Annotated in this window: 4 protein-coding genes; all 4 read right to left on the minus strand. The window is 48.5% G+C overall.

The window, feature by feature from the left end; genetic code table 11:
- Window positions 1-842: sugar kinase (locus B3Z75_RS02670; protein WP_294067480.1), on the minus strand; the 842-nt coding region annotated here is incomplete at its 3' end.
- Between the two features lies 1 nt (window position 843).
- Window positions 844-2007, minus strand: coding sequence for a DUF4861 family protein (locus B3Z75_RS02675; RefSeq protein ID WP_294067482.1), 1164 nt, complete (start codon window positions 2005-2007; stop codon window positions 844-846).
- Between the two features lie 121 nt (window positions 2008-2128).
- Window positions 2129-2920, minus strand: a complete 792-nt coding sequence (locus B3Z75_RS02680; protein WP_294067484.1) for a gluconate 5-dehydrogenase — start codon at window positions 2918-2920, stop codon at window positions 2129-2131.
- 8 nt (window positions 2921-2928) lie between these two features.
- Window positions 2929-3403: 5-dehydro-4-deoxy-D-glucuronate isomerase (gene kduI / locus B3Z75_RS02685; RefSeq protein WP_294067489.1), on the minus strand; the 475-nt coding region annotated here is incomplete at its 5' end.

A 3403-nucleotide genomic window follows, 5' to 3' on the forward strand; every position in this document is an offset into this window, starting at 1 on the left:
ACTCTGTCCACGATATGAGTGATGTCGTATCTTCTTGACTGATAGAGCTTGTCGGAATAGAGACATCCGCCCCAGGTGTTGTGGTTGGCATTGATGGATCCGCGTAGCGTGATGATCACCTTTTTTGCGCGGGGAAACTTTTGCATCAGCTGTTTGCATACCGACTCAAATTCGGCTGCATCCACTTCACCTCCGGTATGCTCCACGTTAAATCCTTCCGGTTTGATGCCGAATACCTTTTCGGCATCCTCTTCGTTCCCGAGAATGATATCGCATCCTTCCACCAGGGCGGGCATGATTTCCGATGCATTTTTGCCGTATTTCCAGAGATTCTTTCTATAGTTGAGGTCGCACGATACGGTCACTCCCATCTCATTGGCCGTTTTAATGGCCTCGAGGCACGCATCGGCTGCTCCCTGCGAGAGGGCCGGTGTAATTCCTGTCCAGTGAAACCAGGTAGCATCTTTGAGGATCTCTTTCCAGTTGAATACTCCTTTTCCCACCTCTGCAATGGATGAGTTTGCGCGGTCGTAGACAACTTTCGAGGGACGAGCCACGGCTCCGGTTTCGAGGAAATATATACCCACACGTTCCCCGCCTCGGAGAATGTGGTCTGTGGCCACGTTGTATTTCCGGAGATCGGAGATACACCATTCTGCGATATCGTTTTTGGGTAAACGGGTCACAAAGTCCACGGGGATGCCGTAGTTTGCAAGTGAAACGGCTACATTCGCTTCCCCCCCGCCAAAGGTGGCGGTAAGATTGTCGGACTGAACGAATCTTTTATAGCCCGGTGTGGCCAGGCGAAGCATTATCTCGCCAAAAGTGACAACTTTTTGCATCTTATTTTATCTGAATTATTAGAGGTTGATCTATTTTTTCTTTTTCTGATTTCACAAACTGGGTCCAGTCTTCGAAGCTATTGAACCCGGCTTTGCTCCAGCCACCCCCTACATAGTAGGTATACCTGCTTCCGGGTTGATAACTGTTCAATCCCAGATAGTGGCCGCCAGAAACCTTGATGATGCCGAATCCGTTGGGATTTATTGCCGCGTTATAGATGGTTCCGTTGACCTCGTTGGCGGGTGTTTCATAGGCAATGATACCTGTGTTATCGCCAAAGGTGGTGGTGGCGGCATTTGCTTCCGGATTCTCTTCAGGCATCACTATGCCTGTTGCTACTGTGAGTTCGGTGGTGTCTGTCTCGAAGATATTGGTTACTTTGTTGAAGTAGCTATAGGCGTCGAGGGAGATAATACGGGTTTCTCTTATTTCATGTCCGCCGGCCATGTAAGGATCGTACGTAAGCTTGAAAGTCAGTCGTAGCGGGCCGTTATCCAGGATCTCGGCGGTTACAAAATTGTGGCCAAGGCAAAGTGTGTCGTTGTCGACAGGTGCAGTCATGCCAAGGCCAAGTGTCCTTCCTACCTTGTAGAAATCAACTCCTTCCCCATGATCTTCGTGGTAGGAGGCCAAACCCGACAGGTCGTTTTTATACCATTTGTCAATGACCAGCGAGTCGGTTCTTTTTGCCCAGAAGTCCATTCCGTTGCTGATTTCGCCGGTTGCTTTTAGTGCAGGACCGTAAACCCGAAAGGCAGTACGGTTGTTTTCCCAGGCGAAGTCATCTTTCCTCTCTGGTACCAATCTTCCGTAAACCATGGTTTGCACGGGTTCTGCAACCCCTGTGGATATTTGGAATGAGGCGGTTTGTCCTGCGGCTAAGGAGACAGGAAACAACAATGTCTCCACCTCGTCGGAACCATTCTTTATCAGCTGGCAAGGAATCTGTTTTCCTGAGCTGTCGGTAACCACGATGGCCTGGTTTTCTGTAAGAGACAGTTTCTGACGGATATCTTTCCATGCCACTTCTACCATCTCATTTTGCCTGTCCACAGAACCTGGGTTCTGTATGTGCAGGGTCAATTGATCTTTAGACGTGCTGCACCCGACAAATGAGAAGATCAATAATATCAATGATAACGGGAATAAACTCCTTGTTTGCATACAACTTCGATTGGTTGGTTTGTTTTGTTAATTATGGATATACAGAATTGCAAAGCCCGGAAGCTGAGAGAAAGGAAGTTTTTCCTTTTCGTCAAGCTTCCCGGCTCCTGAATGTTAATTATTACGGTTGCTTACCGATGTAAGCCAATATACCGCCATCCACGTAGAGGATATGTCCGTTCACAAAATTTGAAGCCTCCGAGGCAAGGAATACTGCTGGACCCGCAAGATCTTCGGGTGTTCCCCAGCGTGCTGCCGGAGTTTTGGCAATGATAAACGAGTCGAACGGGTGGGGGGATCCATCGGCTTGTTTTTCTCTTAACGGAGCGGTTTGGGGAGTGGCAATATATCCCGGGCCAATGCCGTTACACTGGATGTTGTACTCTCCATATTCGGAACAGATATTCTTGGTAAGCATCTTCAACCCTCCCTTTGCGGCAGCATAGGCCGAAACGGTTTCACGGCCGAGTTCGCTCATCATGGAACAGATGTTGATGATCTTGCCATGTCCTTTCTTGATCATGTGCGGAATGACTGCTTTTGAAACAATAAACGGACCGTTCAGGTCGATGTCGATTACCTGACGGAATTCTGCAGCCGACATCTCGTGCATGGGGATACGCTTGATAATACCGGCATTGTTTACCAGAATGTCAATGACTCCCACTTCTTCCGTTACCTGTGCAATAAACTTGTTTACCGCATCTTCGTCGGTCACGTCGCAAACGTATCCGTAGGCTTTGATACCCTTTTCCTTGTATGCGGCAAGGCCCTTGTCTACCAATGTCTGGTTGATATCGTTGAATACTATTTTGGCTCCTGCTTCAGCTAAAGCTGTTGCCATGGCAAATCCGATGCCATAGGATGCTCCTGTTACGAGCGCTATCTTTCCCTCTAATGAAAAATTAACCATCTTATTTTTTATTTTAATTCCACAATTTTTGAAAAATCCTGATCGCCATAGTCGAGGTTCTCGCCGGCCATCCCCCAGATGAAGGTGTAGTTGCTTGTAGCAGCAGCAGAGTGAATGGACCATTCGGGTGAAAGAACGGCCTGGTCGCCCTTCATCCAGATATGACGTGTTTCATCTACCTCTCCCATGAAGTGACATACAGCCTGATCTTCGGGTACCTCGAAGTAGAAATAGGCCTCCATTCTACGGGAGTGTACGTGTGCCGGCATGGTATTCCACACGCTGCCCGGGGCTAGCTCGGTCATGCCCATCTGCAGCTGACAGGTGGGAAGCACCTGGTTCACGATCATTTTGTTGATGTTTCTGTGGTTGGAAGCTTCCAAAGAGCCCATTTCTGCCACCACCGCATCAGCTTTGGTTACTTTCTTGTCGGGGTAGTTTCGGTGAGCCGTGGCTGAGTTGAAATAAAACTTCGCGGGTTTT

Source organism: Proteiniphilum sp. UBA1028 (genome assembly GCF_002316955.1).
In the GTDB taxonomy this organism is placed as follows: Bacteria; Bacteroidota; Bacteroidia; order Bacteroidales; family Dysgonomonadaceae; genus Proteiniphilum.

Coding starts and splice junctions, on each gene's coding strand:
- B3Z75_RS02675 (WP_294067482.1), bottom strand. CDS start 2,007: ATGCAAACAAGGAGTTTATTCCCGTTATCATTGATATTATTGATCTTC.
- B3Z75_RS02680 (WP_294067484.1), bottom strand. CDS start 2,920: ATGGTTAATTTTTCATTAGAGGGAAAGATAGCGCTCGTAACAGGAGCA.